The sequence below is a fragment of the Flavobacterium sp. Root935 genome, assembly GCF_001429295.1.
Lineage (GTDB): Bacteria > Bacteroidota > Bacteroidia > Flavobacteriales > Flavobacteriaceae > Flavobacterium.
The window spans coordinates 1,462,590-1,489,561 of sequence record NZ_LMJL01000012.1; the positions used below are offsets into that span (position 1 = coordinate 1,462,590).

The following is a 26,972-nucleotide window of genomic DNA, read 5'->3' on the forward strand; positions in this document are numbered from 1 at the left end:
AAAAGAAAATTATTTTTGAACTATTGGAGTTCTAAGAGATTCTAAAACAGCAACAATATCGGTATAAAGCTCTGTATTTGAAGCAACACCATTTGCATTTGCAGCCGCACCTACATAACCTACGAATTTTGTATAATCCGCGCTACTTGATTTTGTTCCCATACGAGGATTTTTCGCAGGATCATGTGCATCTACCATATTCAACCCAGAATAGGTATTTACAGCGCTTGTACCTCCCGTGTTAAACGAAAAGAAATCAGTCAGATTATCTGATAGTTTAGCAATATTTGTAGACTGGGTAGTTCCCGTTTCTGCTAAAACCGGGGCAAAATGCGCTTGTAGATTCCCCGAAGCATTCGACTGAACATCGGCAACAATTAATCCTATAGTTGAATTTACCACCTTGCGGAAATTCAAACGTCCTTGTTCGATCATTTGACCAGAATTATCAGGATCAGAAACCATTTTAGTGCCGCCTAATCGTTCGTAAATAGATGCCTTTACAGGAGGAGTTACAGGGGCGTCATCATCATTACTACTACAGGAAGCCAGGGTTGCAGAAGCTGCGAGTAATACACTAAGTGTAATTTTGGAATAAATTTTCATAATAAAAGTATTAAGGGTTAATTAAAAAAACGGTTTATTTTTTGAGACAATTTGTAGCTCAAACTATTTTGATTTACGGGACAAACTTCTTTGCCAGCCAAATTTTCTGGCAAAATATAACGCTTAGCGTCATAATGTCCTATGGCTATCAACTGGTCAAATACCTTCTGAGAATTCGTGATTTTATTGTTATGGAAGTAAACAACCACATTTCTTTTGACGATTATAGAATCTGAGGTTAATCCCTTAATAGATCTCAAATCTGAACATATTTGTTTGGCTTGCAGAGAATCGATGTTTGTTTTAAAATCGATTCGGCTAACTTGCAGGTTGGGACTTTCATAAACAGCAGGCTTAGCGGTAATAATGTGGAATAGAAAAATGGCAAAAAATAGTACCGTAATGATCAGTCCCGTCCACAGGCCTTTTTTAATAAATTTGTTAATTTTCATACAGCTGATTTTAAAATGATTTTAGGTTTTCAAGATCATATACGAACACTTTTTCGGGTTGGTTTTTATTTAAACAGACAAAATATTAGTTTAGATTTATTTTAAATAACAACACACTGAACAACAGTAAATTATCAAAAAACTCTTGCCAAATTAAAACCAAAAAAAACATCTCCTTTGGTCCAGTCTCCTGTAGTCCTTCCAAGATATCCGGCCTCGTCAATGGCTTGAGAACTCGTAAAATGCATTTGAAAAACATGTCCGCCGGTTTCTAAATCAAAACCTATAGATAATGGATTTTTATAAATAGAATTTGAGGCCCTGTTTAAGTGCGCTGCATAATCCATATTCAATGACCAGCGTTTAGCAAATTTATATCTGCCGCCAAAGCCAATGGCATATTGCGAGTTGTTTTGCTGGGGATCCAGCACGAAATTTTCATGGAAAAATGATGGAACTATTTCTAAAGAGAGTCTTTCAGAAAATTTTCTGGAAATTAAAAGTTGGGCTACATAGGTCAGCCTGTTTTTAAATTCAAGTTTCGGATACAGGCTTTCCTTTAGCGTGTTGTTAATAGACAAACTATTAAACCCTGCAATAGTAACAGGAAAACCGTCTTTTATTTGCGGCAATAACATATATTTTGTTGCAAAGTCATAAGCAAATTCACTTCTGGCTGCACTGATATTAATCCCTTGGGTCAATCCGTATATAAATTTTATTTGGGTATTGGCATTGTCCAATCCATAGAAGCCCTCGAAACCATCTTTTATAGAACCAAACCGGTGTGCAACAACAAAATACAAATCTCCTTTTGCCGCCAGTTTTGTAGATTCGAGATTAACAATCTTCAGGGCTTTAAATGCAGATGTCACCTTTTCTTTTGTTACAGGCGCTTCAACTCCCGATAATAAGTCATCTTGAGAATAGGTTAATAATGGAAATAAAAACAATAATAGGAGGAGCTTTTTCATGTGGTTCGTTTTAAATTGTTATTTGTTTGAATGTGAAACTGAAGACTGATCTATTTTAAATTCTTGTAAGAGCTCATCATATCCTAAAAACCGTCCTTTGATTTTTAGCTCTTTGCCAATTGCAATGCCTTTGGGTAAACTGTCTTTGAAGCTTGCAAATATCTTTTCGCCAATAACAATACTCTTAGTTTCGAGATCAATAGTCGTTACTCGTGCGGTTAATTCAACTGTTTTGTCCTGGTATTTGCGAGTAGCAATGCTGTCATTCGAAGTAAATTCTTTTTCGAGCCCGTAAACCGTTACAACATAATCTGCAGTCTCTGATTCGATATCCCGGTGGTTTTTATAACTGTAGCGGTAAATTGCGATCCCCGTTATAAGGAAAAGGGAAATTGTGATAAGTATTTTTTTTCTCATAGCTGGTTTTAGTATTTGGAATTATTTACGTTAAAAAATACCTATTGGATTTAAACTATCAAATATGCTTTTTCTTAAATCTGTTTCATCTGTTTCATCGTATATGATTTCAAAATGCTTTTTAACTTTTAAAATCATTATAAACTAAATAACCAATCCTATGAACTTAAAAACTCTTTTACTCCTTCCATCATGTATCCTATTATTAGTGAGTTGCACAGATGATAATCCTAGTACTTTAATTGATACTCCACCAATTACGGATGTGGCAACATATAATCAGAATGTGAAATCCATTATTGATAATAACTGTGTTGTTTGCCACGCCGCAGTTCCTAAAAACGGAGCCCCTATGTCATTAGTCACTTATGATCAGGTAAAAAATGCGGTTTTAAATCGTGGATTGCTTACCCGAATTTCATTAGAAAATGGCAATAGTTTACTAATGCCGCAAGGCGGACCAAGATTACCTCAGACTACTATAGATGTTATTAAAAAATGGGAACAAGATGGATTATTAGAACAATGATCCCTAATAAAAACATGAAAAAAATTATACTAATACCAGTACTATTATCTTCTTTCATTGTTTTTTCGCAAGAAAAAATCTTAACCAAATCATCGACAATCACTTTTGAAGCTTCAGTTCCGTCTTTTCAGCCGGTTATGGGAACCAATAGTAATGTAACATTTGTTTTAAATCCGGCAACAGGTGAAATTGCATCCTTAGCCTTGATCAAAGGATTCCAGTTTGAAATGCCTTTGATGGAAGAACACTTTAATGAAAATTACATGGAAACCGATAAATATCCTAAAGCTATTTTTAGGGGAAAAATAGAAAAATTTGACACGAAAAATTTGACTGAAGATTATAAAGATTACGTAATAAAAGGAAATTTAGAACTTCACGGCAAATCTAAAGATATAAATGCCAGTGCAAAAATTACTAAAACGGGCTCCCGAATTACTATCATTTCAGATTTCGCTGTAAATGCCAGTGATTTTAGCATTCCAATTCCATCACTTATTAAGTATAAACTTGATGATAAAGTGAAAATTCAAATTATTGCTGTTTTAAAATAAGAGTAAAACAAAAAGGATTTTGTTAACTAAAAATAATCTAAAGCCAAAAAACATGAAAAAAGCCATACTTATTACAATGCTCTATGTTTACGCTATTGGCCTTTCCCAAGAAAAAATGATCAGTAAAACAGGAAAAATTACTTTTGAAGCATCTGTCCCTTCTTTTGAAGAAGTAAAGGCTACAAATACAAATGTTACTTTTGTCCTGAATCCTGCAACAGGAGAAATTGCAAGTTTAGCTTTAATGAAAGGTTTTCGATTTAAAGTCGCTTTGATGGAAGAACATTTTAACGAAAATTATATTGAAAGTGACAAGTATCCAAAAGCAACTTTTAAAGGAAAAATAGAAAATTTCGATTCAAATAGCCTTACCAGTGGCCCTAAGGATTTTACTATAAAGGGTACATTACAACTTCACGGAAAATCCAGGGAAATATCAACCACAGCCAGACTAAGTATGTCTGGTTCGGGAATAAGCATTGTATCTAATTTTACAGTAAATGCGAGTGACTTTAATATTGAAATACCAAGTTTAGTTAAAAACAAACTATCTAATAAAATAAACATTCTTATTGTTGCGGTTGTAAAATAACAGATCAATAAAAATTTATAACATTAGAAGCAAGTACAATAAACCATCAAAAAAAATAAATTTTGAAAGACCAATTATTCGTTACATCAAAAGTGGAGGAAGAAATAAAAATTGAAGATGACTTTACAATTATCCGTTTTCAGAATGACAGTTCAGAACCTTTTTGTGCACACCATAAATTGGGCAGTGCTTTAATACAGTTTCATTTTGCACTGAAAGGCAGTGCCAGATTTTTGTTCAATGATGGTAATTATGATGTAGAATTGAAAGAAGAAAAATCTTTGCTGCTTTACAATCCGCAGAGGGAGTTACCTCTTCATTTAGAGATTTCTCCAAATTCGTGGATGATTTCCATTATTATTTCAATTAAGAAATTTCACTCGTTGTTTTCTGCACAAGCAGATTATAGTACTTTTTTAAGTCCTGATAACAGGGATAAAAATTATTATAATGAAGAAATTATAAGTCCGTCGATGGCAATTGTTTTGAGTCAGCTATTTCATTATAACCTTAACCTGTCTGTAAAAAACCTTTACTATAAAGCAAAAGGATACGAACTCCTGAGTCTGTATTTTAACAGGACTGAGGATCCAAATACGGGACATTGCCCGTTTTTAATTGATCAAGGCAATGTTTTGAAAATCAGAAAAGCTAAAGAAATCATTATTGCAAATATGGCTGAACCGCCGGGTTTACAAGAATTGGCCGATGAAATTGGCCTGAATCTAAAGAAACTCAAAATGGGTTTCAAACAAATTTATGGCGATACTGTGTATGGTTTTCTTTTTGATTATAAAATGGATTTCGCCAGAAAACTGCTTGACAGCGGTTCTTACAATGTAAATGAAGTTGGATTGAAAATCGGTTACAGCACTGCAAGCCACTTCATTGCGGGATTCAAGAAAAAATTTGCTACAACTCCAAAAAAATATCTGATGTCAATTCATACAAATTTTTAAAATGACATAGATTTTATAAATTAAGACATAAGTAAAAAATAACATTTATTCTATTGCTAAAAAGTGGCAAGTACTACTTTTGGCTAAAATTCAAACAACCAACGCTGAAAGCCTAAAGCTGAAAGCCTAAAATCTAAAGCAAAAAGTAAATGAAAGGCGTATTATTAGTAAACTTAGGATCTCCAGAAAGTGCAACTACAAAAGATGTAAAACCGTATTTAGACGAATTTTTAATGGATAAATATGTGATCGATGTTCCGTATTTGTTGAGAGCTTTTTTAGTTCGTGGTATTATTCTAAGAAAAAGACCCGAAGAATCAGCACATGCATATGCTAAAATCTGGTGGGAAGAAGGTTCACCGCTTGTGGTACTGTCTGAAAGAATGCAGAAAAAAGTACAGCCTTTGGTAAACGTTCCTGTTTCTTTGGCAATGCGATACGGAACTATGACAATCGAAAAAGGGCTACAGGAATTGCACGATAAAGGAGTTACTGAAGTAATGCTTTTTCCATTATACCCACAATATGCAATGGCTTCGACTTTAACCATTTTGGTTAAAGCGGAAGAAATCCGCAAGAAGAAATTTCCACACATGACTTTTACTGATGTTCCTGCGTTTTATAACAAACCAGATTACATCCAAAATTTAGCTGATTCGATTCAGAAACATTTAGTTGGTTTTGATTATGATCATTTATTATTCTCGTATCACGGAATTCCGGAGCGTCATATCCGCAAAACAGATGTAACTAAATCACATTGTAAAATTGATGGTTCTTGCTGTAACACGCCTTCGCCGGCGCACGATTTCTGTTACCGTCACCAATGTTATGAAACAACAAGACAAGTGATAAAATTATTAGGACTTCCTGCAGATAAATACAGTTTGACTTTTCAATCACGTTTAGCGGGAGACAAATGGCTGGAACCGTATACGGATGTTGAAATTGATAATATGCCAGCAAAAGGAATCAAGAAATTGGCGGTGGTCACGCCAGCTTTTGTGTCTGATTGTTTAGAAACGCTGGAAGAAATCGCCATGCGCGCCAAAGAAGATTTTGAAGCAAAAGGAGGCGAAGAATTTTTGGCAATTCCATGTTTGAATGATGATGATGAGTGGTGTCAGACCGTAAGCAACTGGATTAACGATTGGGCCAGGTAATATCAAATTAGTATCATGAAATAGTAGAACTGCTTCATTGCATTTGCGCTCTTTGGTTCTGTCGCATCTATCAGAATCAAATATAAGAATTTAAGTGATTTAAAATTTAGCACGCCAGTTTACAGAATGATTTAAACATAGATTTCCCGGGATTAACCATCTGATTCTTTCTTAGCATATGTACAACTTCAATTCCGCTCAATGTTCTTTTTGCCGATTCAAAACTTTTAAAACCTAATCCGTTTTGTATACGCCACTTTATAAAACGATGATCCTGTTCTAAAATATTGTTGAGATATTTACACTGCCGGATTTTAATCTTTGAGAACGAGCGCTTGTTATAGACTTTGATCGCAGCAGTATTAGAACCGCTTTTATCGATGTTTATTACTCTGGGACTACAGTTATTACTAATTGCTTTAATTAGAAATGACTGGGCACTCATTCTCTGTCTTCTTTTAGTTAATAAGAAATCAACTGTATTACCAGACCTATCCACTGCTCTATATAAATAACACCAAATGCCTTTTACTTTGATATAGGTCTCATCCAATCTCCAGCTTGTCCCTACTCTGCCTTTTCTCTTCCTCATCTCGGACTCAAGTGAAGGTGCAAACTTATATACCCAACGCTGAATCGTTGCATGATCCACAATCACCCCCCTAATCTTCATTATTTCCTCAACGTCACGATAGCTAAGTGTAAAACTTAATTTAAAATACACTGCCTGAAGGATTACATATTTTGGATAACAATGACCTTTAGTATTCATTTTTTATTAGTTTTGAAAAACCAAAGATAAAATTTAGTCTTAGATGCGACAGAACCGGATTTTGTGCGGTTAAATCTTCTATACAGAGTTGAACCAATTCCAAATGAATTCCTAAACTTGCTTGTAATGCATTCAAAATTTTCAACCTCATCTATTTTATCACCTAACAATTCTATTGTCTTACCAACATAACTGTCTGGATTTTGAAAAATAATTCTAGCAAATATTCCTATATCTTCTGTAGAGATATAGGGAACTTTTTTTCCTTGTGGCATAAAATTATATAGCTTGCCTTCTGTAATCCCAGAACTTGGCATCAAAAAATTCTCCATAAAGGTAGCTGGATGTAAAACGGTAGCTTTCAATCCGCTTTTCCATAAATGTTCTTCAATAGTATGCTTAAATCTGGGACGAAACGGCTTATGCTTATCAGCCATAAAAACAGAACTGTAGATGACAAACTTTATATTTCTCTTTTTCAATAAATTGATAAAGGCAATTCCTAAATCTGCCTCTTTATTGTCTTCTTCTTCATTCATATCCCATACGGGTGGCAGTACCATATAAACAGCATCTACTCCTTCCAATGCAGTTTCAAAAGAATCAAGATTCGACCAATCGCCTTCAATTAATTGAGCTCCTAATTCCGCTAACTCATTGGACTCTTTTGAATATCTATATCTAATAAGTGCCTTTACTTGAAATCCAAATTTTAATAATTCACGAGCTGTAGCACCACCTTGTTTTCCTGTGGCACCTGTCACCAAAATGCTTTTGATCATTTTTCTAAATTTTAAATCGTATGTTTTAATGTGTTTACTGATAGTGAGTGGGATGTCTCGTTCCCTCGCTAGGCGCTAGTTGCGGATTCTTGAACTAATATCTCTCGGTAAAACAAAACATTGTTTGGAAGAAAACTCACCAGCGATCAAAAGAGCCAAAATAGTAGATAGCGTGTTGGCGGTAGTTTTTGTTACACTATTTCTCTAACTTTAAATAACAAAAGCTTTAAGTTCTGCCATTTTTCCATCGCGAAATCGCCAAATATCGCAATATAAATAGCTTTTGTATTGGCCATTTTCTTTCAATGAAATTTTTCCAATTGCCGTTACAAAATCATCTTCGGCTATAAGATTTTCAACTTCGAATTTTGGTGGCTCTAAGTACGTATCTTCAATATATTTTCGTACTGATTCTTTTCCGTGCAGTGTTTTATCGCCAATAAAATTCCAGATTGTATCATCAGTGCAATGTGACAGAAAAACTTCATAATCACCATTGGTTATCGCGATATTTGCAGTTTTCAAAATACTTTTATTATCCATGTTTGGGGATTTTTTCGGTTAGTTCGATCGTTCTAAAATTACCGCCAACAAAAACGGATTCACGTATTCAATTTAGTTTGCGATCCCTCATTTCATTGGGCTTACTTAACCACTGTCGCTTCAAGTTCAACGGTCAAAGTTTCAAAAAGGCTTACTACTTCAAGTAATGTCAGGGCCTGTTTTATATCCTTCTTTTCAACCCACTTCTGCAGTATATTGAAATGTGGCCAAAGTGCTTCTGTTGAAGTTGTATAAATGTTAAGTCTTACAATATTTTTACAATCATAACCAGCTGCATCAATTACTTTTTCCAGATTTTTTATTGCCAACTCCAATTGGGTTTTCATATCCGCAGTACTCGATATGCCTTCATCGTTAATGGCAGTTTGACCAGAAACATATAGTGTTCCTGTAACATTCGTTACTTCTACTGCTTGATTGTAACTGCGTTCGTTTTGCCAAGTCCAAGGGTTAATTACTCTTTTTTCCATCTTTTCTTGTTTTTTATTTTGCGAATAAATCGCGGTTAATGAATTCATTAAAAGAACCGTTAAAAAAAAAATTCTCATATTATTTGTAGTTTTATTATGAGATGCAAATATATTTACCGCACAAAGCTTCTACCTGTGACCCAAATCACTTTTTTTTGAGAAAAATGCGCCTTTATTTTCCTTTATAAAGCCGGCTTAAGGTTTCCCTAGAGAGTCCTAGATATGAGGCAAGCTGGCTTTTGGAAACCCTCTTTATAAGGGAGGGATAACGATGAAGAACCTTTAAATACTTTTCTTGAGCAGTGGAACTTAATAATGATACTATCCGTTGCTGAGAAGCTATGTGTCCTGATGTCGCCTTCTTTAGAAAAAAATGCTCTATTTTTGAAACAGTAGCACAGAGTTGAAGATAATCTTCTAAACTGATACAGAGCACTGTTGTATCCTCCATACATTTTAATGACATTGTGGCTAAAGTATTAGTATGGAATGCCAAATAATCCGTTTCCCACCAATCTTCCATGGCAAATGATAAAATATGCTCTCTGCCTGAATCATCATTAAAAATCAATTTCATTAAACCTTTCACTACAAAAAAGGTGTGTTGCACTTTTTCCCCCTGTCGCACCACATACTCGCCTCTTGTGAATTTACGTTCTGAAAAATAGGATGCAATCAATTCAAATTCATTGTCTGTTAAAGGAATGATTTCTTCAATATGTCTTCTTAATGCTTTAATGATTTCCATTTTTTTGTTAGTAACACTCTACCTCTTTTAAATTGATTTTGTAGATAATCGATTGTGTTAAGTTTCTAAACGTTTATAAAAACTAATATTTTATTTATAACTGATTCCTTAGGCCTTTTCTATGTCAAAATTTAGTTAAGTCAAGAAAAATTCGGAACGACCTTCTCTCCGATTTCTTCTATCATTTCCTCAGCGGATCTTGAGCCATACTTTAAATTCAACATAACGTGATTTACACCATAAGACTCCAATAGTTTTAAATGGGAATTTAGATAGTCTGTACCCGATTTGAATCCTAAATGTATTGTTGTAGGTCTCGCATTGGAGTCCTTTGTTATGTCAACATACAGGGATTGCATAAAGGGTTTCCAGTCTTGTTCATTTTTAGATAAAGCTTGTCTCCATTGTTGCATTACTAATTGCAAAGTATTGAAATCTCTAGGATAATACAACCATCCATCAGACTGTTCCGCAATCCAGTCTAAGGATTGTCCTGAATGACCCGTTACAAGCATCGGTGTCTTTTGGTAATATTTTGGTAGCAAGTCTATTTCGCCATTTGTAGTACCATAAAATTTTGAAGTGTAATGTGGAAAACTTCCTTGCAGTGCTTTGATATAATGAAAACTATCTCTAAATAGTTCTGATTTATTCTCTAAGTGCTGATTAAATGCAGGATATTCTATTGGTCTATCTCCAGATGCAACACCTAAAACTAATCTTTCGTTTGAAAGAATTTGAAGACTATTAATTGATTTTGCAGTATGTACTGGATGACGCAAAGGAAGAATGATACTTCCTGTCGCTAAAGCAATTTCCTTGGTATGATTCATTATATGGGTCATGTAAATCCAAGGGTCATAAAGCTGTCCTGCATCTCCAAAATTAGGGTCATTAAAAGGAACATCTCGAAACCAAAGTGCTCTGAAACCAAGTTTTTCTACTCTTTTAGCAAGCTGTTCTTGATTTTCCATTTTTGCAATAGAACCGGTGTATGCTTCTAATGGAAAAACCAAACCTAATGTTAACTTTCCTTTGGTTGCTATTTTATGAAATATAGTCATTTATTTAGTTTTTTTAGTTTTAAAAATCAACTTAGTAGTTTTTCTTAATTAGAAGCAGCAATAAGTTCTACAATAATTCACCATCAATCGAATTTTTGTGAAAGCAAAATAACTTGAGTTTTCGTTGTCCTACAGTAATTTATAAAAAAAAATCAAAGCGAACTACTTAAAAAGTAAATTTTTGAGGTACTTAGGAATTGATTTTAGCTCAAGTGTAAAAGGATTTCCCCTAATTATTGCAAAGACAATTTATACGCTTAAGGGGACTCATTTCACCAGCCCCATCTAACGGCTTACCAGTGAGTTTTCCATAAGTAGCGGCCATAAAACCCGCACCCTGCTCATGCCTTGTAAGAATCAATTCGATTTTTTCTGAATTTCTTACGGATTCTCAAAAATCTAAATTTTCCTCACCTGGAAGTCCGAAAATATATTCAACCCCTTCGTTTTCTAGGCCTTTACTAAATAAGTCTGATGCTTTCATCGTATTTCAATTCTTAATTTCAGTACATCGATGTGCAAAGAATTGCTACTATACTTCCTTTCGTTTAATGCAACTGTTTTATTTTATTTTACAAAATAATTACAACTGGTATCTTGTTTTTAACTACTATTTTTTAATTGAAATTATTCGTATTCTTAAATGAAATGACCAGCTGTAATCTTCACTTTATTTAAACTAATTTAGATGCGACCAAAACATTCCCAGTAATCACTTTTTCTATTGGACACTTTGATCCCATTTCCAGCAATCTTTGCCTCTGGTCATCATCAAGTTTTCCATACAACTGGATTTCTTTAGTAAAAGTGATTTGATTAGTGGCTAAGTTTCTTTTAAAACCCACTTTGATTTCAACCTTATCCAAATCCCATCCTTTTTTATCAGCATACATTCTTATAGTCATAGCAGAGCAAGCGGCTAAAGAAGACTCAAGTAATTCAGTGGGCGTAAAACCTAAATCCTGCCCTCCTACCTCAATGGGCTCGTCTGCCATAATGATATGGTTTCCTGTTTGTATCTCCGTTTTGTATTTTTGTTTTCCAATGGTAGCAATGGTTGTTTTCATTTTTTCTCTACTCTTTTACTGTTATTTAATTATGGATCAATTCGTTAGACACAAACATCTTTAACTACCGTAATTATTATGATTATTTTTTTACAGGAACCTTCGTCATAAAGGCTCTTATTTTTTCTATGATTTCATCGCCATCTTCTTCCAAAGCAAAATGCCCCGTATCATATAGATTATAGTCAATATTGTCGACATCTTTCTTAAAAGCTGCTGCACCGCTTTCAGGAAAGTATTCATCATTTTTACCCCATACAATTAACATTGGAGGTTGGTACTTTCTCAAATACTGTTGCCAAAGAGGGTATAATTTTAGATTATTCTGGTAGTCAAACCACAAATCTATATTTACCTTATGTGCATTAGGTCTGCTCATTCTTAGATAATCCAAATGCCAGGTATCAGGATTTACATTTTCAGGATTTCTGGTTCCGTGCGTGTATTGCCATTTTAGACCCTCTAATGTAAAAGCGGGTAATAACGCTTTTTCAGTAACTTCATTTCTATTGGCCCATAATGCTCGTATAGGCTCCCATCCTTTTCCCAGACCTTCCTCATAAGCATTTCCATTTTGGTTAATTATTGCAGTTACTCTTTCCGGATGTTTCGTTGCGATTCTGAATCCAATAGGGGCCCCGTAATCCTGCATCATTATTGCATAAGAGGTAACCCCTTTTAGTTCTAAAAATTCGTCAATAGTTTCCGCAATATTATCAAATGTGTATTCGTATTGGTTAGGAGATGGAAAGTCACTGTTTCCAAATCCAGGGTAATCGGGTGCTAATAAATAAAATTCATCTGAAAGTTGATCCAACACCTTTCTATATTGATGAGAAGAAGAAGGATAACCATGTAGTAACACGATTAAAGGCTTTTCGGGATTACCTACTTCGCGATAGGCAATGTTTACCGTTTTGACAGTTAATGTTTTGTATTTGATTTGCTGCATTTTATTTTCGCTTTTAATCATTGTTTGTTTCTCTATATTCGAATCTTTTTTACATCCAAAAAAGAATAGCAACAACAAAAGGTAAACAGGATTTAAATTTTTCATAATTTCTTATTTTTTGTTATTTTTATTTTCAATTGTAAGAATTGTTCTTTTTTATTTGACTTTATTTTTTTGTTAGCCTAGGAGCTGGCAAAGGGACTTTCGCTGTTTCGTTTGGTACCATTGGAAACTTACCCTGAGTCCAGTTTTCTTTTGCTTTTTCAATTAAAGCTTTATCTGTGGCTACAAAGTTCCACTCAATAAAACGTTCTTCAGGAAATGCTTCACCTCCAAAGATGTATAATATTGTATTTGCTTCAATTTGAAATTCACAAAGGGAACTATCTTTAGCTACTAGAATCTGTTTAGGACCATAGGTGTGACCCTCTGACCTTATGGCACCTTCTAGTATATATAAACCACTTTCACCATAAAGATGCGATCCAATAGTTATCATTTTTGTCTTACTGGACTTGATTTCCACAAAATATAGAGGGCTGTATACAGGCACTGGCGATTTTTCCCCAAAAGCCTCTCCTGCAATAAGTTTAAAACTGACTTCATCATCGATCCAAGAAGGTAATTGTTCTGCATCAATGTGGACAAAAGAGGGCTCGCATTCTTCATCTTCTTTTGGTAAGGCAACCCATATTTGAAAACCGTGGAGCGTTTTTGATTTGTTCCGAAGGTAATCAGGAGTTCGTTCCGTATGCACGACACCTTTTCCAGCAGTCATCCAATTCACTTCCCCTGACTTTATCTCTCTCGCAGTCCCCAAACTGTCCCGATGAAATACATTTCCTTCAAATAAAAAAGTTAAAGTAGACAAACCAATATGCGGATGCATATCTACATCCATATTTTCATCTGGCTTTAAATGTACTGGCCCCATATGATCAATAAAGATGAATGGACCAACCATTCGTTTTTGACGAAAAGGCAACAAGCGACCTACCATAAAGTTGCCTATATCTGCCGCTCTTTCTTCAATAATTATTTTCGTATTTGACATTAGTTTGTGAATTTTAGTTGGTTTAACATTTCCTTTATAATCTTGGCCTTTGTTTTTACAAGGCTTTTAGAGGCAAGACTTCTTTTATTATTTCATTTGGATTTCTACCCTTTTCTTCAAACTCTTGTTCATGAGTTCAAAATTCTTCTTGATATTATTTTCGAGTTGTTTTTTAAATAAACGAACTAGAATTCCATTAAAGGTTTCACTATGGTTAAAGATAGTGATACCGTTTCCATTATCTATTAGCTCAAACTTATGCTCCCCGTAAAACACACCTTTAAAAAACAACTTTCCAAACCATCGCAATTCTTTATTCTGTTCAAATGCTACTACAGTTGGTTTGAAAGTCGTAAGATTGCCTTCTTGCAAGGCAATACTTACTGTGATTCGACTACCCACCTTTGGTTCCCCAATAATGTTTTTAATAAAAGGATTCCAATTGCTGTAATTTTCAAAGTCTGTCAATACTGACCATACTTTATCAGGTGTGGCATTGATTATTATTTGTGTGTTGATTAGCTTTGTATTTGACATTATTTAGTGAATTTAAGTTTGATTAACATTTCGTCTGTAATATCGTTGGAATAGATGCTAAATGAATTTATCAATGTTCCTTTTAATCCATATTTTTCCGAAGTTATTGTGTATAAAATAGACGAACCATCGGGACTGGAATCTTCATCATCAAACCTAAAATAATTGTCAATTTCAAATTCATTATGGAATATTTTATACGCTCCATCTCTGCATTCTAAACAATTTTGTTTTAGGTTGAAATCTTCCCCATACCCTTCATTATTTAGGTCATTTAAGGCTTCGATTAAATTATCATATGATTTCATATGGTTTTCTTTAGTGAATTACAATTCATCATAACCTTTAAATTTTTTGCTAACGATACGTTTCCACTCCGGATGTGCTTTTATATAAGCAAATACTAATGGACAAAATGGAAGCAGTTGTATAGCATTGTTTTCTAAATAAATCAGTGTCTTTTCAATAACAGCAGTAGCAGTACCTTTACCTGCTAATTCAGGTTCAGTTTCGGTATGAACTAACGCTATTTGGTTCCCAAATTCGCCATAATTAATAAAGGCATAATGACCGTCCACTTCTATCTCAAAACGTTTTTTTTCCTCATTTTTCACTAAGGAAATAGCATTATAAATTGGTTTCATAGGTATATTATTTATAATTCTTGAATTTGTCTAATCATTTGACTGGTAAATCCCCACTCATTATCATACCAAGCCATTACTTTCACAAGGTCTCCATCTACAACACAGGTCATTTCAAGATCCACAGTAGCAGCATATGTATTTTTTATCATATCTGAAGAAATCAAGAGCTCACTGCTAACATCAAGTACTTTTTTGTATCGTGTTGTTGCTGCCTCGCTTATTAATATCATGTTTATTTCCTCCGTAGAAGTAGGGCGCTCTGTAACAAATGTAATATCAGATAAGGAACCTATGGGTACTGGAACGCGTACAGCGATCCCGTCAAATTTACCCTCATACTGCGGTAGTGCCTTTGTTACCGCGATGGCATCTCCTGTTAAGGCTGGTGCAGAATTAAGAGTAGCTCCACGCCTCATTCGTGGCTCTTTTTTTGAGAGAGCGTCTACTAATGTCTGCGAGGCTGTGTAGGCATGTGTAGTGTTTAGAATGGCCTTTTTAATGCCTATTCTACGACCGATAATTTCAATAATGGGTGCTATATTATTCGTTGTACAGCTTGCGCACGAAAAAACGGATACTTTTCCGTCTTCAGTGTTCACACCATGAATAACAGTAGGTGTATCTTTAGTAGATCCTGAAATAACGACAAATTTGGCTCCAGCTGAAATGTGTTTTTCAGCATCATGTTTGTTAGTAAAAAAACCGGTACTCTCTATAACAATATCCACAGTTATCGCATCCCATTTCAATGCAGCTGGATCTTTTATCATTGTATATCTTATAAATTTACCATTCATAACTATATGATCATTTTCAATAGTTATATCCTTGTCAAATCTGCCATAAATACTATCGTATTTTAAAAGTTCAACTGCATTTTCAATAGTCATGAGATCATTTATCCCTATCACTTCCAACTCTGGAGTATACGATATAATTTTAAAGGCTGCCCTCCCAATTCGTCCAAAGCCATTAATTCCAATTTTTTTCATTTCAATAATTTATGGATTCCTGTTTAAATAAGTGTTTTTCTTTTTTAGCAATCTTATAAACGATTCATAATTTCCCTCCAATTAATCCGCCAGTTGAATATTATTTGCATTATAAGATAAATTCAATTCCTTTTGGGTCACTATGGAATGTACCGGCAGGAGTAATTCTAAAACTACCAGCGGTTGCAAAAGTGTCTTCCATAAACATAAAATGATAAATCTTTTCACTTTTAACTTTGGCAAGTATTGAAAATGGAGAAGTAACCTGTTTGTTAAGTGTTCTTGAAGTGTAAGTAAAACTGCCAAATACAGCTACCTTTTCATCCTCTGAAAAGATATCCTGTACGTCAAAAGCTTGAATGGTCCAAAATTCATTAACACCAGTAAAAGTATCAATGAAACCTTTTGCCCCTTCATGATGGGTCCCTGCCCATGGCATAATTTTCTGTAAATCAGGATTATTGAAATTTAATGAGATATAGGTAGCGTTCGTGTCTACAACTGATTTAATGACATCGGGATTAGTGGTGTTTGCTAAAAAAAGTTCGATCGTTTCTTTTGGTGTTTTCATTTTTTTTATTTTTTGTGTATTCTAATAATCCGTTTTTGATTGGGTTTCCGTATTTACCAGTGGCGCTAAAGCACCATGTCATGCCTAATTGATAGCCGCATAATTGCCATCTATCGCTATTTTAAATTACCTTTTTCTTTAATTTTTTTTATTCAAATTTTATCAGTCAATTTACTTATCAAGTAATACGTACTATAGTTACTTCAGATAGGCAGAATACATCCATACCCTCTTTTCTTATTCACTGGTGTAACCATTAATTAAATCATTAGTACCCGCATCATTTATTTCCACTAATCTGTGTAATAGAACTCTGTGCTTGGATAAAAATATTTGAAGAGACCTTGGGATTTCTTTAATAGAATTATATCCATAAGTCACATCATTACTTTCTGGAATTAGTGCCGTTTGTAAATAAGTTGAAAACTTATAATTGGGACTAAACCCAAGCGTTAAAATACGTTCGGCTACAGCATAAAGATCATTGTATAACTCCTCAAACGTGGAATGCAATTCAAAAAATTTATCTCCTTGAATTTTCCAATGATAGCCTTTAACATTTTGGTGAAAAATGGGATAATTCGCCAACAAATCTTTTAATAAAATTGCTAACTCCTTACTTTTTTCTATATTTAAACCGATGCTATTTGATTCCTTTATTTTATTGTTTATTTTCTATTTAGCATTATGATTACTTTAAATATTGCACAGCTCTTATTACGTAATAGTAGCTATTTGATGAAGTCTTAAATTAAAACCTGCAGTAACGAGTAATAACAATGCCGACTTTAATTAAATTTCTTTTGATACTAACGAACGGTTTTCACATAATTTGAAAACCGTTCGTTAGAAATAAGGATTTAGTGCTCAACTTCTATTGCAATTTTGCCATAGAAATTTTCATCACCTTCTCTTGTTTCCAAAAGCTTATGAGCTTTACCAATCTCCGACAATGGAAAGAACTTATTAACAACCGGCTTTAACTTATTATTTTCAACCAATTTGGTTAACTCATCCATTTTATTTCTATTCTGTCTGGTAAATACAAAATGGTAGGTAGCATTTTTTCCCCAAGCCTCAATAAGATTTTGAGGTTTTTCTATGTCAACCAATGTGACTACCTGCCCCAGCTGATTGAGTATTTTTCCACTATCAGAGAGCGTGTTGCCACCGATAGTATCAATGATTACATCTACTCCTTTGTTATTGGTTAATTGATTAATCGCCTGAATATAGTCTTCATTTTCATAATCAATCACATAATCTACCCCCAGCTCAAGAAGAAAAGGGTGGTGCACTTTTCTCGCTGTTGTAAAGATCGTGGCTCCCATAGCTTTAGCAATTTGAATAGTAGGTATTCCTACTCCGCCTGCACCTCCGTGAATTAATATCGTCTGGTTAATTTTAAGTTGTGCTCTTGTAACAAGCATTTCCCAAGCTGTACCGGCAGCTAATGGAAGCGTTGCAGCTTCTAAGTGGCTTATGTTTTTAGGTTTTAGACCGATGATAGATTCGTGAGCACAGTGATATTGTGCATAGCTTCCTTGTCCCTTAAAAATTTCAGGGGTATAATAAACTTCATCACCGACTTTAAAGTTTTCAACCCCAGGGCCAATCTCCACAATTACACCTGAAATATCGTGTCCTGTAATAACAGGTAAGGTTAATTCATTTTTATAATCGCCACGACGAACTTGAAAATCCAAAGGATTGACAGAAGTAGCAAGAACCTTTACTAAAACTTCTTTAGATTTTGGTTTCGGTGTTGGTATTTCTGTAATTTGAAAACTGTCAAAAGACCCGAATTCGTTTAATACTGCTGCTTTCATTGTACTATATTTAAGTTAAATTTTTAATTGAAATGTTGAAAAATTGTGTTTTAAGAAACTTTTGATTTCTATATATTCTCTTTTTTATTTGGTAAATAAAGCATCACGTAACACCGCTGAAGCTTGTGTCAATGCCTCTTTCACACCAGGAATATGTGACAGTGGATTCAACATTCCATAATCGTGTATCATTCCGTTGTATACTGTAACAGTTGTGGGTACACCTGCTTCATCGAGTTTACGGCCGTAAGCAACGCCTTCATCAAAAAGGATGTCATTTTCAGCAACCTGAATTAAGGCCGGCGGCAATCCTTTTAATTCTTCCAAAGTAGCATTAATTGGAGAAACATATTTCTGTTTTCTATCTTCGGGGTTAGGTATATACATATCCCACATCCATTTCATTGTTGGCGTGGTTAAAAACCTACCTTGTGCAAATTTTTTGTAAGATGGACGGCTCATATCAGCGTCAACAAGCGGCCATAATAACAGTTGAAAAGCTATCTTAGGGCCCTTTTTGTCTTTGGCCATTAAACTTACAACCGTGGACATATTTCCTCCTACGCTGTTTCCGGCAACTGCCAATCTCGAACTATCCACCCCAATAGCCTTTCCATTGTTAGCTACCCATACAGTTGCAGCGTATGCTTGATTAATAGCCACAGGAAATTTTGCATCTGGAGTTGGGGTATAATCTGGAAATACCGCAACAGCACCACTTTTTACTACTAAATCTCGCACCAAACGTCTGTGTGTTGGATAATCTCCAAGTACCCATCCGCCACCATGGAAAAACATAAACACAGGCAGATTGTCTTTTGCTCCTTTGGGTTTAACGATATGAATAGTGATTGTTTGACCATCTTGAGTTATCTTTCTTTCTGATTCCTCAATGTCACTATAGTCATAAGACACTGAATTTTGAGCTCCTACAAGAACTTGTCTAGCCTCCTTAGGAGATAACGCTTCCAAAGGAGGCCCATCACCACTGTTTAGTGCTTTTAAAAACACTCGGGTGTCTTTTGAAATATTCGGATCTTTTTCTCCTGAAATTGTTTGTGCCATACTAGTAGCATTTAAATGGATTAAAATGAATAAAAATGTAAATTTTGCTAGTGATAATTTGATGTGTTTCATAATGTTGCTTTTTTTGTTTTAATTATTTTTTTAGTTGAATTGTTAAAATCCTTTGACTTCATGTCAATAACACCAAGCAACTTTTGACCAAGGCTTAGGCAAGATTGAAGTAACAATAGATCGACCAGTTGCTTCCAAATGGTTTTCTTTTTAGTAGTTAGAATAAATTATTGTTTTTCTAAGTTTCTATTCGGAATAAACCATACCACAGCGACTAAAAGATAAATACCAACCGCGATCAATGGATTTACAAAGCTTAATCCAGTTCCTAAGGCGTAGAGTATTATAGAAGAAAAGATCTTTAATTTACTAGCATACATCTTTTGAATTGGAGCGTCTATAGTGTAATTTTTTCGTAAAGAATAGATCAAAATTTGCCACGCGTTGCTTGACATAAAAAGAACGAACCCATAAAGAGCTGTCGGCAATTTCTCAAAATGATTTTCACCCATATATCCAGTTGCAAAAGGCAATAGGGACAACCAAAATAAAAGGTACAAATTCGCCCATAATACTTTTCCACTAACCGCAGTAGAAGTTTGCATCAAGTGATGATGATTATTCCAGTAAATACCAATATATATAAAACTTAATATGTATGTGGTAAAGGTCGTAACCAGAGGTTTTAAACTCTCTACGTTATTCCCTTCAGGAACTTTAAGTTCCAGCACCATAATTGTAATGATTATGGCAAGTACTCCATCACTAAAAGCTTCTAATCTATTTGGCTTCATTTACAGTTTCTTTATAACTTAGAGCACCAGATGGGCACGCATTGATTTGACTCTTTAAAGCCTCTAACGAGGCATTTTCTGGTGTAATCCAAGGTTTTGCTTTAGGATTGTAGACCTTTGGTAAAGTTTTTACGCATATTCCTGCATGAGTGCACTTTCTCGGATTCCATAGCACTGTTAACCCGTCTCTTTGGTATTTTTTTGTAGTTTCCATCATTAATTTTATTCGATTGTTATAGCCAGCTATTTAATTCCAAATTTCATTAGAACTTGTTAAAATGATTGGATAGTCATCGGTTACTAGTATTGTATGTTCGTGTTGGGTTACATAACCGCCTTTGTTTCCTACTAAGGTCCAACCATCATTCAATTCTACAGCAACAGTTGAATTTGTCGAAATGAAAGTTTCTATTGCTACTGTGGTGTTTTTTTTAAAACGTTCTCTATTACTCCTAACTCTATAGTTTAAAATATTTTGAGGTTCTTCGTGTAAACTTCTACCCACACCATGACCAGCCAAATTTTTAATGACTTTGAAGCCTGACTTTTTAGCCTCTGTTTCTATTAAATATCCAATTTCAGAAATTTTTACACCTCCTTTGATGTTGCTTATTGCTTTGCGTAAAATGTTTTTAGAAGCATCTACAAGAGGTTGATGATAATGAATGTCTTTTCCAAGCACAAAAGAACCTCCGTTATCTGACCAAAAACCATCTAGTTCAGCAGAAACATCAATATTTATTAAATCACCTTCTTTAAGTATTTTATTTTCAGATGGAATTCCGTGTGCAGCTTCTTCATTTACACTTATACAAGTAAAACCAGGAAATCCGTAGGTTTCGTAGGGTGCTGACTTAGCACCGTAGCTTTGTAAAATTTTGCCACCATATGCATCTAACTCTTTCGTTGATATACCAACTTTAGCGTATTCCCTCATCAATTTCAGCGTAGTTGCGACAACTTCACTGACTTTTTTCATTCCGATTAATTCTGATTCTTTTGTAATTGACATTTTGTTTTTTTTTAAATTAGCTACGACTACTTTAATACATCTTTGATATCGTCTAGTTTTTTGAACATAGAGGCAGCAAAAGGACAAAGTGGAATTATCTTTACATTTTTATCTCTGGCCATTTCGACGATTTTATAGAGCATTTGTTTTCCTACACCTTTACCATTGAACTCCTGCTCAACTTCTGTATGGTCTATAATAATCAATGTGTCTCCTGCGATGGAATAACTCATCATACCTGCACGTTTATTATTCTCTCTTGCGATTGAGAAGCCTTTATTGCTTTCTTCCTTTAATAGTATTTCCATGATTTTTAGTTTTAAAATTTTATTTCAGACGTAAATACAATATGATATAATGTGTCACCTTTATCACTGCTTTCGAGAAAATCCCCAGGAAAAATCACATTAGATTCAAGTTCAAAAAAAACAAACTTATTGAACTGGTAACCGATGATTGTCCATATTTGATGTGCAATAAATCGTTCATTATTTACATCTCGATAATCAAGGGTTAAAGCGGCACCAAACACCATCACCTAATGAATACCACCAAAAAGCAGCATAATCAAATGAAACTTCCCACCTGTTAAAAGCCGCATTGACGTAAGGATGAACGTCGATTAAGTTGGATGGTCAAAATCGTGCCACCCGACCAAAATAAGCACCACGAGGATATAACGCATCGAACGTGTTCATTTTGTTATCCATAGCATCTCTGTCGCTGCTAATAATTTCCGCTTTTACTCCAAAATCAAGGCTCTCTCCAAAGAAATCTGTTTTTTTCTACATTAAAGGAAAGAGTCCAAGCCGAAATATCCTGATGGCCAAACGTTCCAAATTGGTAAGCCATTTCGTTGTTATATTTTAGCCCTTTGAATTTGCCAAAATGCCTAAAACCAATAGATGCCCCGTTCATTTGCGATACCACTATTATAGGTCGCACTGTTTTCTTTTTGATAAAAAACATACACATCCAAATCAGTCTTCTCAGAAAACATAGTGGTCGAGTAAATGCCTGAAAGGGTTTCATCAAAATCTAAATAGATATTATCAAATGTGCCAAACTAGGTTTGTACTGGAATAGCAAAAAAGGTTTTAGCACTGAACTTTTCGTTGTGAAAATTAATTTCTGTAAAATCAAATGAACGATTCACATTTGGGCCTTCACGAAAATCAATCAAACGACCTGATCCCAATCGTAGGTTCTGTCTACCGCCATCAATTCCCCAATATGGTGCCAACTTATATTTAACAAACAACTGATTTATATAAAGTTCATCTTTGTCTACTGGACTTATGTTATCTTTATCTGTTACCAAACTGCTACCCAATTCTGTAAATAACTCAAAAATATCATCTACTTTGAAATGGGCATGTGCTAAAAATCTATTTAAATACGATATATTATCCTGACTTACCTCGCGATCGAACTCGTCATTAATAAACGATTCTGACTGAAATCGCCAACTTCCTCCAAACGATAGCGTTGTATTTTGAAACAGCTCAATTGCTTTTAGATTTTGGTGCAGATTTTTATTTTCGATTAAATCTAACCTCGTTAAATCTTCATTTTGGCGCAACAAACTAAATTTCTGTCCATAAGTAGTGAACTGAAAAACAAACAACAAAAGGATGTAAATTTTAAAATTCATACCAAAACTCTTTTAGACTATTACTAATTGTCGAGAACTTACAATTATTCTTTAATGAACTGTAAATCCGCTGTTAATGTTACGATGTCACTAACTACAATACTTCCCGCTTCGGTAATAGCGCTCCAGATCAAGTTAAAGTCTTTTCTATTAATACTCCCATTAACTTCAAAGCCTGCTTTTGTTTGACCATAAGAGTCTACAGCTATTCCATTGAAGTCTACATCTAATTCTATTTCTTTCGTAATATCCCTAATTGTCAAATCCCCAATAAGTGTACTTCCATCAAAAGATGTTGACTTGAATTTCAATTCAGGATATTTGTCTGCATTGAAAAAATCATCTGACTTTAAATGTGTGTCTCTATCTCTATTTTTTGTAATGATAGATGCCGTTTTTGCAATAAAGCCAAAATCTGCATTAATGAAACCAGCATTGCTGGATTCGATTGTTGCATTGAAATCATCAAAATGACCAGTTACTTTAGAAATCATCATATGTTCTACTTTAAAAGTGATTTCTGAATGTGCCTTATCTATCTTCCAACTTGTTTTTGATGTAGTACTCATTATAACATTTTCGTTAAAGGTTATTATTAATTTATTTGTCTTGAAAGCCACCATAAATTTTTACAGGGGACCATGCTGGTATTGCTTCTGGTAGAGCAGGATTCATGCTTTTATATTCATCAGAAGCAAATACTACTTTACCTCCCACTATTGTAAGTATTGATTTTAAATTATTTATTTCTTTCTCAGGGATTGTAAAGTAATCATCAGATAAGATTGCAAAGTCTGCATACATTCCATTTTCCAAAGTTCCTTTTACGGTCTCCTCGTTTGAAACCCAAGCACTTCCTTTCGTGTATAATTGCAAAGCTTCTTCCCTTGATAGTTGGTTTGATGGTTCGGCTAATTGAAAATCCCCAACCGTTTTACCAGTAATCAACCAATACAATGCTGGCCATGGATTGTAACTTGCTACCCGGGTACCATCGGTTCCTGCTCCAACAGGAAGTCCTGCCTCTATCATCTTACGAACTGGTGGTGCTTGTTTCGCTTTTTCTGATCCGTACCTTTCCACAAAAAACTCCCCAGCATATGCCATTCTTGCCTGAATGGCAATTCCGCCATTTAGTACTTTAATTCGCTTCAGGTCCGTTTCTTTTACCGTTTCTGCATGGTCAAACAACCATCTTTTAGTAGCTAATTTTCCATTTGTTTCATTGTTGACTTCTTCGATAACATCGAGCATATTAGCAATGGTTTCACCATAAGTAGCATGAATTCTAAAAGGCCAACCGTTATCTACGTGAAGACGTATAATTTGTTTTAAGTCTTTTCTCCACGTTGGCCTATTTTCCAAAAGAGGCTGTGGTGCTAAAAAGTTTTCAAAATCACCAGCACTCCATGCTAGGAATTCACCACCGCCTTCGAGTTCATACCCATGCTCCAAATGTATTTCGCCATTGTGCCCAACTTCATTATTTGCAATCCATTCCTGAAATTCGTCATATTCTGCTCCTTTATTTTGTGGAAACAGGTAATACGATAAACGTATTGGCATTGCACCAGCATCGGCTAATATTTTAGTACTGCTAAAATCTTCTGGAAATTTATGCCCTCCACCTCCAGCATCAATACCACTTGTAATACCCAAGCTGTTCAACTCTCTATAATATTGCTTAGTTGAATTCACCATTTCACTCTCTGACAATGGTGGTAAAGCCGCAATTGTTTGGTATAAAATTGTTGGGCTAGGTTCCGCCAAAAGTACTCCTGTCAACTTTCCATCAGGCCCTTTTTCATAACTGCTTCCTTCGGGAGCTAAGGTATTTTCATCAATTTTCATTGCCTTTAAACCCGCTTTATTTAACCAACCTCTGCTATATAAGAACAGAACAAAAGCAGGTACATCACCAGTGGCTTCATTAATTTCTTCGGGTGTAGGAAAACGTTTTTCTTCAAATTGAAAAGGACTCCATCCTCCAATCACTCGAACCCATTGACCTTTTGGAGTTCTCTCTGCTTGTTCCTTTAGCATTGCCAAGGCTGTCTTTAAAGATGTAACACCATCCCAACGTAATTCGGCATTATAAAAGCGTGCAGCCCTAGTTAAGTGTAAATGAGAGTCGTTTAAACCTGGAATCAAAGTTTTACCATTGGCATCTATGATTTTTGTATTTTCATTTTTGAACTTGAGAATTTCTTCATTAGTTCCTGTTGCTAATACTTTTCTATCTTTAATAGCAATAGCTTCTTTAATAGACTTAGCTTTATCCATAATTGCTATTTTAGCATTAGTAACAATTAAGTCTGCAATGACTTCATTCCCTTTATTTTTTTCCTTACAAGAGAACAACGTAATAGAAAATAGAATTAATAATATAAATTGCTTCATAATAAGTTATTTTTAAAATAGGGCTGCGTCCAGTATTATCGCAGGCAGCTTTTTATCATTTTGGAATTAATGTTTAAGCATATCTCGGGCATATTGAACACCAATTCCATACGCTCCGCCATATTTCACTACCAAATCATTTACTGGCTTATAGGTTTCTTGTCTTGCCCAATCTCTTTGTAGTTCTAAAAGATATTGCAATGAGGTAATTGGTTTTGCTCCGGCTTGAACCATACGAGTGATAGATTGGTCGTGAGCTTCTTTTGAGATATCTCCTGAAGCATCAGTAATAACGTAAACGTCATAGCCTTCGCTGATTGCAGACAATACAGGTCCTACAATACATACACTGGTCCAAAGACCACCCATTACTAATTTCTTTTTACCTTTACCCACTATAGCTTTATGTGCATTTACATCTTCCCATGTATTCATTGTTGTACGATCTATATAGGTTTTTTTATCAGGATAAGCCTCCAAAATTTCTGGAAAAACTGGGCCACTGAAAGATTCTTCCGCAACGGTGGTGATGATTGTCGGCACTTTAAATATTTTAGAGGCCCCAACAACTAAACCTACATTTCCTCTTAAAACATCCATTGAAATACTTTTGGTTGCAAATGCCATTTGACCTTCATGGTCAATCATTACCAAGGCATGGTTGGTTGGACTTAATAACTCTGGGCTTGGATTTTGAGCAAATCCTACTGTTGATAAAATCCCTACTACGAGACATAAAATTGCTTTTTTCATTTTAAATTGATTTGTGTCTTATTTGACGTTGTAAATATTTGTTGCTAATTAAGAATTGATTAACTCATAGGAACTTCCATTAAAAGAAGTTCAGTATCCGAGTCTGCTTTAATGTTTAAATGGTTTGTATCCCATACACCTAAGCCATCTCTGCTGTTTAAGCTTTGGTTATTTACAGTAACATCTCCTTTTAGTACAAAAACATAAACGCCATTTCTTTTAGAGTCATTTAAGTGGTAGGTAAGTTCTTTCGCTTTTTCAAGGTTTGTCATATTAAACCAAGCATCTTGATGAATCCAGACACCAGCATCACCCACATTAGGAGATACGATTTGTTGCATTTTATTTTTTCGATCTGCAACATCTAGCGTAATCTGATCATAGCGAGGCGTTACATTTTTTTTGTTGGGAAACACCCATATTTGAAGAAATTTAACCGCTTGGTCTGGGTTATTGTTGTACTCAGAATGCATAATACCAGTACCAGCACTCATCACTTGTATGTCGCCACACTTAATGACCGTTTCATTACCCATATTGTCCTTATGCTTCAAATCACCTTCAAGTGGAATGGAAATAATTTCCATGTCTTTATGAGGGTGGGTGCTAAACCCCATATTTCCAGAAACTATATCATCATTCAAGACCCGCAAAACACCAAAATTCATTCTTTCTGGATTGTGGTAATTGGCAAAACTGAACGTGTGTTTGGAGTGTAACCATCCGTGGTTAGCATCGCCTCTTGTAGTTGCTTTGTGAAGTATTTTGTTCATTGTTTTATTTTCTTTATTAGGTAAATGATTGTATCCGATTTTTTCGTTTTCTTGATTTTCTCGAGGATGTGAACTATTTATCCTGGTAAATGCACTTAATCCAAAAATTGAAAGTGAACCACCCATGATCACTTTTTTTATAAATTCTTTTCGCCTCATTACTATATCCTAATTACATGCCAAAGAATTAAACACGTGATAATCAAGTAATTAA

36 protein-coding genes and 1 pseudogene are annotated in these 26,972 nt (G+C 34.7%); 5 read left to right on the top strand and 32 right to left on the bottom strand.

Annotation, left to right across the window (positions count from 1 at the left end; translation table 11 throughout):
- Positions 1–9: 9 nt before the first annotated feature.
- The 4 genes from ASE40_RS20980 to ASE40_RS20995 form a co-directional block, all read right to left on the bottom strand.
- Positions 10–606, bottom strand: coding sequence for a hypothetical protein (locus tag ASE40_RS20980; RefSeq protein ID WP_057119508.1), 597 nt, complete (start codon positions 604–606; stop codon positions 10–12).
- A gap of 17 nt (positions 607–623) precedes the next feature.
- On the bottom strand, positions 624–1,058 hold the full coding sequence (locus ASE40_RS20985; RefSeq protein WP_057119510.1) for a hypothetical protein: 435 nt from the start codon (positions 1,056–1,058) through the stop codon (positions 624–626).
- 134 nt (positions 1,059–1,192) lie between these two features.
- The gene (locus tag ASE40_RS20990) at positions 1,193–2,032 is read right to left on the bottom strand and encodes a DUF5777 family beta-barrel protein (RefSeq protein WP_057119512.1); all 840 of its coding nucleotides are present in this window, start codon (positions 2,030–2,032) and stop codon (positions 1,193–1,195) included.
- 18 nt (positions 2,033–2,050) lie between these two features.
- The gene (locus tag ASE40_RS20995; RefSeq protein ID WP_057119514.1) at positions 2,051–2,449 is read right to left on the bottom strand and encodes an OB-fold protein; all 399 of its coding nucleotides are present in this window, start codon (positions 2,447–2,449) and stop codon (positions 2,051–2,053) included.
- A 160-nt stretch (positions 2,450–2,609) separates the two neighbouring features.
- On the opposite strand from ASE40_RS20995, the gene ASE40_RS21000 reads away from it, so the two are divergent.
- The 5 genes from ASE40_RS21000 to hemH all read left to right on the top strand — a co-directional run bounded on the left by ASE40_RS21000 (position 2,610) and on the right by hemH (position 6,246).
- A complete protein-coding gene (locus tag ASE40_RS21000) occupies positions 2,610–2,978 on the top strand; it encodes a hypothetical protein (RefSeq protein ID WP_057119516.1) in 369 nt (122 codons plus the stop codon).
- Between the two features lie 14 nt (positions 2,979–2,992).
- A complete protein-coding gene (locus tag ASE40_RS21005) occupies positions 2,993–3,532 on the top strand; it encodes a YceI family protein (protein ID WP_057119886.1) in 540 nt (179 codons plus the stop codon).
- Positions 3,533–3,584: 52 nt separating this feature from the next.
- Complete coding sequence (locus ASE40_RS21010) at positions 3,585–4,124, top strand: YceI family protein (protein ID WP_057119518.1); 540 nt, start codon at positions 3,585–3,587, stop codon at positions 4,122–4,124.
- Positions 4,125–4,216: 92 nt separating this feature from the next.
- The gene (locus ASE40_RS21015; RefSeq protein ID WP_057119522.1) at positions 4,217–5,083 is read left to right on the top strand and encodes an AraC family transcriptional regulator; all 867 of its coding nucleotides are present in this window, start codon (positions 4,217–4,219) and stop codon (positions 5,081–5,083) included.
- Positions 5,084–5,232: 149 nt separating this feature from the next.
- Positions 5,233–6,246: a ferrochelatase gene (hemH, locus tag ASE40_RS21020; protein ID WP_057119524.1), complete on the top strand. Its 1,014-nt coding sequence runs from the start codon at positions 5,233–5,235 to the stop codon at positions 6,244–6,246.
- A 106-nt stretch (positions 6,247–6,352) separates the two neighbouring features.
- Here the strand turns inward: hemH and ASE40_RS21025 are convergent, their stop codons facing one another.
- The 28 genes and pseudogenes from ASE40_RS21025 to ASE40_RS21160 all read right to left on the bottom strand — a co-directional run bounded on the left by ASE40_RS21025 (position 6,353) and on the right by ASE40_RS21160 (position 26,758).
- On the bottom strand, positions 6,353–7,018 hold the full coding sequence (locus ASE40_RS21025) for an IS6 family transposase (protein ID WP_057119527.1): 666 nt from the start codon (positions 7,016–7,018) through the stop codon (positions 6,353–6,355).
- Positions 7,015–7,800, bottom strand: a complete 786-nt coding sequence (locus tag ASE40_RS21030; RefSeq protein ID WP_057119529.1) for an NmrA/HSCARG family protein — start codon at positions 7,798–7,800, stop codon at positions 7,015–7,017. The genes ASE40_RS21025 and ASE40_RS21030 overlap by 4 nt, the downstream gene beginning before the upstream one ends.
- A 210-nt stretch (positions 7,801–8,010) precedes the next feature.
- The gene (locus tag ASE40_RS21035) at positions 8,011–8,343 is read right to left on the bottom strand and encodes a nuclear transport factor 2 family protein (RefSeq protein WP_057119531.1); all 333 of its coding nucleotides are present in this window, start codon (positions 8,341–8,343) and stop codon (positions 8,011–8,013) included.
- Between the two features lie 101 nt (positions 8,344–8,444).
- Entirely contained in the window at positions 8,445–8,834 is a 390-nt protein-coding gene (locus ASE40_RS21040; RefSeq protein WP_057119888.1) for a RidA family protein, read from the bottom strand.
- A gap of 172 nt (positions 8,835–9,006) precedes the next feature.
- Positions 9,007–9,582 (bottom strand): Crp/Fnr family transcriptional regulator, encoded by a 576-nt coding sequence (locus ASE40_RS21045; RefSeq protein WP_317039122.1) that lies wholly within the window; start codon positions 9,580–9,582, stop codon positions 9,007–9,009.
- Positions 9,583–9,722: 140 nt separating this feature from the next.
- Positions 9,723–10,646, bottom strand: a complete 924-nt coding sequence (locus ASE40_RS21050; RefSeq protein ID WP_057119533.1) for an LLM class oxidoreductase — start codon at positions 10,644–10,646, stop codon at positions 9,723–9,725.
- Between the two features lie 229 nt (positions 10,647–10,875).
- A pseudogene (locus ASE40_RS22520) lies at positions 10,876–11,022 on the bottom strand (thiamine pyrophosphate-binding protein); the annotation flags it as partial.
- 298 nt (positions 11,023–11,320) lie between these two features.
- The gene (locus ASE40_RS21055) at positions 11,321–11,713 is read right to left on the bottom strand and encodes an OsmC family protein (RefSeq protein WP_057119535.1); all 393 of its coding nucleotides are present in this window, start codon (positions 11,711–11,713) and stop codon (positions 11,321–11,323) included.
- 82 nt (positions 11,714–11,795) lie between these two features.
- Positions 11,796–12,665 carry an alpha/beta fold hydrolase gene (locus ASE40_RS21060; RefSeq protein WP_057119893.1) on the bottom strand — a complete coding sequence of 290 codons (870 nt, stop codon included), beginning with the start codon at positions 12,663–12,665 and terminating at the stop codon, positions 11,796–11,798.
- A 166-nt stretch (positions 12,666–12,831) separates the two neighbouring features.
- The gene (locus ASE40_RS21065; RefSeq protein WP_057119537.1) at positions 12,832–13,719 is read right to left on the bottom strand and encodes a pirin family protein; all 888 of its coding nucleotides are present in this window, start codon (positions 13,717–13,719) and stop codon (positions 12,832–12,834) included.
- An 87-nt stretch (positions 13,720–13,806) separates the two neighbouring features.
- A complete protein-coding gene (locus ASE40_RS21070; RefSeq protein ID WP_057119541.1) occupies positions 13,807–14,256 on the bottom strand; it encodes an SRPBCC domain-containing protein in 450 nt (149 codons plus the stop codon).
- Positions 14,256–14,564: a hypothetical protein gene (locus ASE40_RS21075; RefSeq protein ID WP_057119543.1), complete on the bottom strand. Its 309-nt coding sequence runs from the start codon at positions 14,562–14,564 to the stop codon at positions 14,256–14,258. The genes ASE40_RS21070 and ASE40_RS21075 overlap by 1 nt, the downstream gene beginning before the upstream one ends.
- 18 nt (positions 14,565–14,582) lie before the next feature.
- Positions 14,583–14,900: a GNAT family N-acetyltransferase gene (locus ASE40_RS21080; RefSeq protein WP_057119545.1), complete on the bottom strand. Its 318-nt coding sequence runs from the start codon at positions 14,898–14,900 to the stop codon at positions 14,583–14,585.
- An 11-nt stretch (positions 14,901–14,911) separates the two neighbouring features.
- Positions 14,912–15,895, bottom strand: a complete 984-nt coding sequence (locus tag ASE40_RS21085) for a type I glyceraldehyde-3-phosphate dehydrogenase (protein WP_057119547.1) — start codon at positions 15,893–15,895, stop codon at positions 14,912–14,914.
- A gap of 109 nt (positions 15,896–16,004) precedes the next feature.
- A complete protein-coding gene (locus ASE40_RS21090; protein WP_057119549.1) occupies positions 16,005–16,466 on the bottom strand; it encodes a nuclear transport factor 2 family protein in 462 nt (153 codons plus the stop codon).
- A 237-nt stretch (positions 16,467–16,703) separates the two neighbouring features.
- Complete coding sequence (locus ASE40_RS21095) at positions 16,704–17,054, bottom strand: Dps family protein (RefSeq protein ID WP_241774399.1); 351 nt, start codon at positions 17,052–17,054, stop codon at positions 16,704–16,706.
- Positions 17,055–17,326: 272 nt separating this feature from the next.
- Positions 17,327–18,295: a zinc-dependent alcohol dehydrogenase family protein gene (locus tag ASE40_RS21100; RefSeq protein WP_057119554.1), complete on the bottom strand. Its 969-nt coding sequence runs from the start codon at positions 18,293–18,295 to the stop codon at positions 17,327–17,329.
- Between the two features lie 84 nt (positions 18,296–18,379).
- Entirely contained in the window at positions 18,380–19,432 is a 1,053-nt protein-coding gene (locus ASE40_RS21105) for an alpha/beta hydrolase (protein ID WP_410503490.1), read from the bottom strand.
- Positions 19,433–19,599: 167 nt separating this feature from the next.
- Positions 19,600–20,166 carry a TMEM175 family protein gene (locus ASE40_RS21110; RefSeq protein WP_057119559.1) on the bottom strand — a complete coding sequence of 189 codons (567 nt, stop codon included), beginning with the start codon at positions 20,164–20,166 and terminating at the stop codon, positions 19,600–19,602.
- Complete coding sequence (locus ASE40_RS21115) at positions 20,153–20,380, bottom strand: (4Fe-4S)-binding protein (RefSeq protein ID WP_057119894.1); 228 nt, start codon at positions 20,378–20,380, stop codon at positions 20,153–20,155. Before ASE40_RS21115 ends, ASE40_RS21110 begins: the two co-directional genes overlap by 14 nt.
- A 33-nt stretch (positions 20,381–20,413) precedes the next feature.
- Complete coding sequence (gene map / locus ASE40_RS21120; protein ID WP_057119562.1) at positions 20,414–21,178, bottom strand: type I methionyl aminopeptidase; 765 nt, start codon at positions 21,176–21,178, stop codon at positions 20,414–20,416.
- Between the two features lie 26 nt (positions 21,179–21,204).
- On the bottom strand, positions 21,205–21,486 hold the full coding sequence (locus ASE40_RS21125; protein WP_057119564.1) for a GNAT family N-acetyltransferase: 282 nt from the start codon (positions 21,484–21,486) through the stop codon (positions 21,205–21,207).
- Between the two features lie 445 nt (positions 21,487–21,931).
- The gene (locus ASE40_RS21135; protein ID WP_128415008.1) at positions 21,932–22,123 is read right to left on the bottom strand and encodes a hypothetical protein; all 192 of its coding nucleotides are present in this window, start codon (positions 22,121–22,123) and stop codon (positions 21,932–21,934) included.
- A gap of 121 nt (positions 22,124–22,244) precedes the next feature.
- Positions 22,245–22,832 carry an alginate export family protein gene (locus ASE40_RS21140; RefSeq protein ID WP_057119570.1) on the bottom strand — a complete coding sequence of 196 codons (588 nt, stop codon included), beginning with the start codon at positions 22,830–22,832 and terminating at the stop codon, positions 22,245–22,247.
- A 44-nt stretch (positions 22,833–22,876) separates the two neighbouring features.
- Positions 22,877–23,401 (bottom strand): YceI family protein, encoded by a 525-nt coding sequence (locus ASE40_RS21145; RefSeq protein WP_057119572.1) that lies wholly within the window; start codon positions 23,399–23,401, stop codon positions 22,877–22,879.
- A gap of 31 nt (positions 23,402–23,432) precedes the next feature.
- Positions 23,433–25,232, bottom strand: a complete 1,800-nt coding sequence (locus ASE40_RS21150) for an amidohydrolase (RefSeq protein WP_241774400.1) — start codon at positions 25,230–25,232, stop codon at positions 23,433–23,435.
- A gap of 66 nt (positions 25,233–25,298) precedes the next feature.
- Positions 25,299–25,985 (bottom strand): hydrolase, encoded by a 687-nt coding sequence (locus ASE40_RS21155; protein WP_057119576.1) that lies wholly within the window; start codon positions 25,983–25,985, stop codon positions 25,299–25,301.
- Between the two features lie 59 nt (positions 25,986–26,044).
- Positions 26,045–26,758, bottom strand: a complete 714-nt coding sequence (locus ASE40_RS21160; protein WP_198530135.1) for a pirin family protein — start codon at positions 26,756–26,758, stop codon at positions 26,045–26,047.
- Positions 26,759–26,972 lie beyond the last annotated feature (214 nt).